This window comes from Syntrophales bacterium (genome assembly GCA_030655775.1).
Taxonomy (GTDB): domain Bacteria; phylum Desulfobacterota; class Syntrophia; order Syntrophales; family JADFWA01; genus JAUSPI01.
In genome coordinates this window covers 1-6,247 of record JAUSPI010000085.1, presented here as the reverse complement: position 1 = coordinate 6,247, position 6,247 = coordinate 1, and the positions used below count along the sequence as shown (strand labels likewise).

Sequence of the window (6,247 nt, the reverse complement as noted above, 5' to 3'; positions counted from 1 at the left end):
TTATAATATTTACCTCCACTTTAAAGGAAAGAAAATCTATGAATCTTCGCAATGTATCAGGTTATCTCCCTGTAATCCTTTTACTATTCATTCTTGTCATCCCATCAGATGTTCTATGCGTAGAAGAGGACACAGCATATCTTTCATTCAAAAAGACACCCATATCAAAAAACAGGCTTTATCAATACATTGTTAAAAAAGGGGATATCGTATCAAATATCATCCAGACACAATTAAAAGCAAATGATAACGACATCTACAAGATATTAAGTGTTGTAAAACAACTTAACCCAGAGATAAAAGACATAAACAGAATATATCCCGGACAGAAACTGATACTTCCCGGAAAAGACGTACTGAAAACCACAATGAAGGGTGATGCCTCCGTAACCGGCAAGGAAACTGCCCACGTAGATGCCAAAAAAGTGGAAACAGTTCCTCCCATACCCGCAAAGAGCCATCTCCCTGCGATAGACAAAGAAGCTTCACGCATAGACACAAAAAAGGATGCAATCCCCTCCATGCCTGCGAAGAAATATCTCCCCGTAATCAGGCACATGATAAACCGTTTGGATGGATCGGTCATAACAGACGGAACTTACTATATTCCCATCCCTCCAACCGGACAGATAATCATCAATTGTTCCATGGTGCCGATCGTCGAACTGGACGACGGAAGCAGGGTTCTGCTCGACTTTTCCAGCCAGATACCCAACGATGTCAAGAAAATGATTGAATCAACCTGGAGAAACTACTCCGTCGTCAATGACGATATAGGTGTATTTTCCGCCCTTAAAAAGGTGATAGACACATCGAAGACACACTCAATCAAAAGATTTGGGGAATATGCAAAAGTGGGGGAAACGCCCATGATTAAGATATTACTTGACTGGCTTGTGTCAGAAAAAATAACCTCTGGCAGAAAACCGCATCTTCATGGATTGAACCTCGTCGGAGACAGCTCACGCCTGCTGCCACGACCGATAAAAAAATACGCCGAAAAAAACGGGCTGACAATCACAGAGGTCATAGCAAACTCCGGGGTTGCAAGTGCCACAGATGAGAATTACCCCCTCACCGACTTGCCCACAATAAACTCCAGCACAAACAGGGAACTTGCAGTCTCCTTACTCACAACTTTAGGATACACACCCACAAAAAATACTGAGGTCAAGGTATTTAACTCGACCAAGGATGGCTTCAACCTGTCAGTAAAGGCTGATCTGCTAATAAGGTCTGAAGGGAAGTGTGTCATCATTAATTTTAAAAAAATGCCCGAGCAATTCATAAACATATTCAAAAAGAGGGGTACCAAAATCATCTTCATATCAGAAAGAGAACAAAAAAAGGAGGTTGTTCAAAAGGTTCTCTATGCTATGGATATTCCCTTCTCTGCCGGCAATTTCGAGTTTTTAATTCCCGAAAAGGCAGATAACCCACGGGCGATTATCTACCTTCACGCCATAAAGGTAAGGATAGACAAAAACACCACTTACCACTTTGCAGATTTTGACGTAGACGATGAAATTAATGGATTGCTTCATAAAAAATGGGGGGTGAATTTAATTAAATATTGAAAGTAAAAGCGATAGCACTTTTTTCAGGGGGTTTAGACAGCATACTTGCCGTAAAGGTTATACAGGAACAGGACATAGATGTTCTGCTGGGTATAACCTTCGTAACCCCCTTTTTTGGTGCCAAAAAATCGATAGAAGCATCAAAGATGATCGGTCTTCCCCTGCTTCCAATAGACATCACAGAAGAACATCTTGCCATGCTCAAGGCGCCGAAGTACGGATACGGACGAAATATGAATCCCTGCATAGACTGCCATGCCCTTATGCTTAAAATAGCTGGAGAGAAAATGGAAGAGTTGGGGGCAGATTTCCTGATTACAGGAGAAGTGCTGGGACAGCGTCCAATGTCACAGGGCAAACAATCACTTCATGTGGTAGCAAAAAACTCAGGATATAATGGCTACGTCCTGCGGCCACTTAGCGCAAACCTCCTGCCCGAAACGATACCGGAAACTGAAGGAAAAGTTAATCGGGAGAGTCTCTTTGACATCCAGGGAAGAGGCCGAAAGCGGCAGATGGAAATGGCCAAAAAGTACGGGATAACGAACTACTCAACCCCTGCCGGAGGATGTCTTCTGACTGATCCGATGTTTTCAAAAAGGTTAAAAGACCTGTTTGAACACCAAAAAGATTTCAAGATCAGAGATATAGAACTTCTGAAATCCGGAAGACATATCAGGCTAAACGAGAAGACCAAAATAATCGTCGGAAGGAACAAGAAAGATAACGCTCACATCCAGGGTTTGTCGCAGGATGAAGATACTATTATTACCATGAAGGACTTTCCGGGACCGACCGTCCTGATACCTTACGGGTGCGATGATACAGCCCTCAACCGAGCCGCCGCAATATGCGCCCTTTACAGTGACGCACCGGACGATGAAGAAGTCACAGCCATATCCAAAACAGGAACAACTGACAGGTCAATATCGACAACTGCGGCAAAAAGAGAAGACATAAAAGACTTGATTATTTAAGGGGTCAGCCCTTGACATGGGACACTATGCTATGAAGGCAGAGAAGATAAGGATACCAACACCTTGGAAGTTAGTGTCCCATGTCAAGGGCTGACCCCTTTGTTTGTGTTTGTGCCCGCTTACCATTACCCCAAGTGCTGTTTTCTCAACAGGTCGTTTATTGTCTTAACCGGATTGAAGGTTTCAATCGGCACCTCTACAAAAACGGTGTTCCAGCGAGCCATGGAACCGTTCCACAAACCAGGAAGCTCCAGTGCCTTCAGGTCCCTGCCTTCCTCAGATTTCTGTGTAATTAAAATGGCATTCCTGTCAACAAACCTGTTCAGGTCAAATTTTTCTGATTTGTAGTTTCTAACCCCGCATACCAGATCAACCGGGTTAAAATGTGTGGCAGATGTCCAGATCTTGCTCTGCTGCTCAGAACCCATATCTATTTGAGCCCTCTCTATGATCTGTAATGACTGTGTCCCGTCTTCTTTTTCCACCCAGAAGGGTCCTCCACCCGGTTCCCCCACATTCTTTACCATGCCACATACTCGAAGCGGTCGGTTCAACCTGTTGACGATAAAATTTTTCCTCTCAACATGAGGAAACCCATCAAATCCTGGCGGAAAAACTATATTGAGCTCCTTTTCACAAAAGCCGGCTGTCTTTGATAAAAACTTTTTATCCACTTCTCCAGAGGACAGCAGGTGTAAATATTCAAACACCTTTTTCTGAATCTTAACAAGATAGCCCCCGAGGATCTTTTTATATTGGACAGTTATCCCCTTCAATCTATCAGGAACAATGTTATCTATATTCTTTAAAAATATAATGTCTCCATCGACCCCATTCAGGTTTTTCAGAAGGGCCCCGTGTCCACCCGGCCTGAAAACCAGCCCTCCCCCGCTGTCTCGAAAGGGGCGGTTATCCATATCCACAGCAATGGTGTTGGTTGATGCAAGCTGGGCAGAAAGACGGAAATCGAACTTTATATTATAGCTATTTTCATAATACCTTCTAACATTGGAAAAATAATTTTCTACATCCGATTCATGCTCTTTAGAAACTGTAAAGTGCATCCGGCAGACGTCTTTAGCATCCCGGACATAAAGAGCTGCTTCAACCAAATGCTCTTCAAGAGAGGTGCGATTACAATCCGTGTAAGTATGGAATTTAAGAAGTGCCTTAGGAAGATGGGCATAATTCAAGCCCCTGACAGTCAGAATATATTCCAGTATTATTGAAAAATTTTTATCTTTAACCAGATCTGCAATGTCATAACCTGCCCGCGATACAGTGCCACTGAGATCATCGTAGAACGCATATCTGTTAAGATTTACGGCAAAATCTGCCCCCTTTTCAGTATCCGAATCGAGACTTCTGCTATCATAATATCTATACCATTCTCTAAACATGCGACTGGCGGCACCTGAAGCCGGTACAAATTTAAGCATTCTACCCTTCCCGGCTGCCTCATCATGAATAGCCATTAATTCTTCCATTTTTTCCTCAGGAATGACAGTAATTCCATCACCCACCGTACAGGCTCTGTTCAGCCTAACGGGAGAAGCACCCCTTTTGAAAAATTCAAGCTGCGCCAGTACTTTATCTTCAGTCAGACCCTCCGCCTCGATCCTTCTTATATCCTCACCGGTAAGAATGGGGCTCGTCATTCACGTATCCTCCCTGTAAGCATTTCTTTTCTTTTGACAATAGCCCGGTTTTACAGTTTAATGCCTTTTCGTTATCAGACAACTGACAATCACAAACTCGAAAAAAGTCTTTTTTGTCACCCAAAATCATGTCCTGAACTTGTTTCAGGATCATTCAGGGTCTCTAACTCAATAGAACAATTAGATGCTGAAACAAGTTCAGCATGACAAAGGACAGCGTTTTTCACTTTTTACGAAACTATCAATGGCGAAATATACCACTATGGTGAAATTTAGAACAGAAATTATTGAAAACGAAGTCCCCCAAGACCCAGGAATAGAAGAGTTAAAATACTGGTGCGGTGAATTTCACCGTTCAAATCTTGCCCCTCCCCATAAGGGCGGTACCTTGGGAAACCTGAGTTTCAGATTGAAAGATGGTGAAGACTCTTTCATTATTACAGGTTCGAGAGTTAGTCTTTCATATGAACTGCCAGATGACGCCTTTGTAGCCGTACACTCATACGACCTGAAAGAAAATATCGTTTTCGCGTGCGGCACGAGAGAGCCCTCTTCGGAAAGCAGGTTACATTTTGCAATCTATAACCAGAGAAAAGACATCAATGCGATTTTTCATGGTCACTCGGGGGAGATTTTAGCCCATCCTGATAAACTGAATATACCGGAAACAAAACAAAAAGCGCCACATGGAAGTATAGAACTGGTTCAAAGTATTTTAGAAATATTGGACGATGAATTTTTTCTGGTCATGAAAGATCACGGCTTCATCTCCATCGGCAAAACAATGAAAGAAGCGGGAGAACTTGCCTTACAAATGCGCGAAAGATGTCTTTTGTAACAGTTCACTTTGAAAAATCGTATGCCGCAACGGCTGCAAAATTTTACACTGAGAGGAATTCCATACCCCCTTTACGATTTCGAGGTATTCCAGTTTTTTAAGGCATCCGTAAATGGGTTCCGGGGTGATGCCTGTTTTTCACGCTTTTTTGGCTTTGAGCTTTTGCCGCTTGGTTTTTTTACCGTTTCTGTTTTTTCACTTTGCTGTTCGCGTGTCTCGAGAGGATCCTTCTTCATCGACAACGAGATACGTTTCCTCTCAACATCCACACTCATAACAGTAACCGTTACCCTTCGGTTCACCTCTATTACATCGTGCGGATTGCGGACAAACTTATCGGCAAGCTCGCTGATATGTACAAGACCGTCCTGGTGCACCCCAATGTCAACAAACGCTCCAAATGCCGTGACATTCGTTACTACACCAGGCAGCTTCATGCCCACCTCCAGATCAGAGATTTCGTTGACACCTTCAGTAAACGTAAAAAGTTCGAACTCCTCGCGCGGATCCCTTCCCGGCTTTGCAAGTTCGCCCACAATATCTCTCAGTGTCGGCATTCCCACGGCATCGGTAATGTAATTTTCCAGCTTGATTCCGTTTCGCATCTCAGGTTCGCTCATCAGGTTAGCTATCGTACAATCGAGGTCTCTGGCCATCGCTTCGACAACGGGGTATCTTTCAGGATGAACTGCCGAGGTATCAAGAGGATTTTTTGCTCCGCTAATCCTCAAAAAACCTGCCGCCTGCTCAAATGTTTTAGGGCCCATACCGGGAACTTTAAGCAGCTCCTCCCGTGAAAGAAATGCTCCATTTTCATTCCGGTGCATAACTAAATTTCCCGACAACCTCTCCGAAAGCCCGGATACATAGCTCAGGAGCTGTTTGCTCGCGGTGTTGACCTCCACACCAACAGAATTCACACAGCTTGAAACTACGTCATCAAGAGATCTTTTCAGGGCTTTTTGATCTACGTCGTGTTGATACTGTCCAACGCCGATAGATTTAGGGTCAATCTTTACAAGTTCCGCCAGAGGGTCCATCAATCGCCTGCCTATTGATGATTCTGTTGATTTAATCCTCGACAGGTCAAAACAAGATTTAACCTGCTGAATATACAAGAAATAAACGAAAATAATGCTTGACTTGTATGGGCGTATAAAGTACAGTAACGCACTGATAATATTTACATATCCTATT

At 43.4% G+C, this 6,247-nt stretch carries 5 protein-coding genes; 3 read left to right on the top strand and 2 right to left on the bottom strand.

All coding sequences use genetic code 11. The annotated features are described in order from the left end of the window. On the top strand, positions 1-1,577 hold a 1,577-nt coding region (locus Q7J27_04475; protein ID MDO9528399.1), incomplete at its 5' end, for a hypothetical protein. Next, positions 1,574-2,554: a tRNA 4-thiouridine(8) synthase ThiI gene (locus Q7J27_04470; GenBank protein ID MDO9528398.1), complete on the top strand. Its 981-nt coding sequence runs from the start codon at positions 1,574-1,576 to the stop codon at positions 2,552-2,554. The genes Q7J27_04475 and Q7J27_04470, both read left to right, overlap by 4 nt. A 125-nt stretch (positions 2,555-2,679) precedes the next feature. Here Q7J27_04470 and Q7J27_04465 read toward each other — a convergent pair whose 3' ends face one another. After that, positions 2,680-4,212, bottom strand: a complete 1,533-nt coding sequence (locus Q7J27_04465; GenBank protein ID MDO9528397.1) for a DUF4301 family protein — start codon at positions 4,210-4,212, stop codon at positions 2,680-2,682. Positions 4,213-4,456: 244 nt separating this feature from the next. Between Q7J27_04465 and Q7J27_04460 the strand changes: the two genes are divergently transcribed. Beyond that, entirely contained in the window at positions 4,457-5,050 is a 594-nt protein-coding gene (locus tag Q7J27_04460; protein ID MDO9528396.1) for a class II aldolase/adducin family protein, read from the top strand. A 71-nt stretch (positions 5,051-5,121) separates the two neighbouring features. Here the strand turns inward: Q7J27_04460 and Q7J27_04455 are convergent. Further along, positions 5,122-6,247 (bottom strand): helix-hairpin-helix domain-containing protein (locus Q7J27_04455; GenBank protein ID MDO9528395.1); only part of this gene is annotated, 1,126 nt, incomplete at its 5' end.

Excerpts from the sequence above, each read along its gene's own strand:
- Q7J27_04460 (MDO9528396.1), top strand. The coding sequence starts at position 4,457 with ATGGCGAAATATACCACTATGGTGAAATTTAGAACAGAAATTATTGAA.
- Q7J27_04465 (MDO9528397.1), bottom strand. The coding sequence starts at position 4,212 with ATGACGAGCCCCATTCTTACCGGTGAGGATATAAGAAGGATCGAGGCG.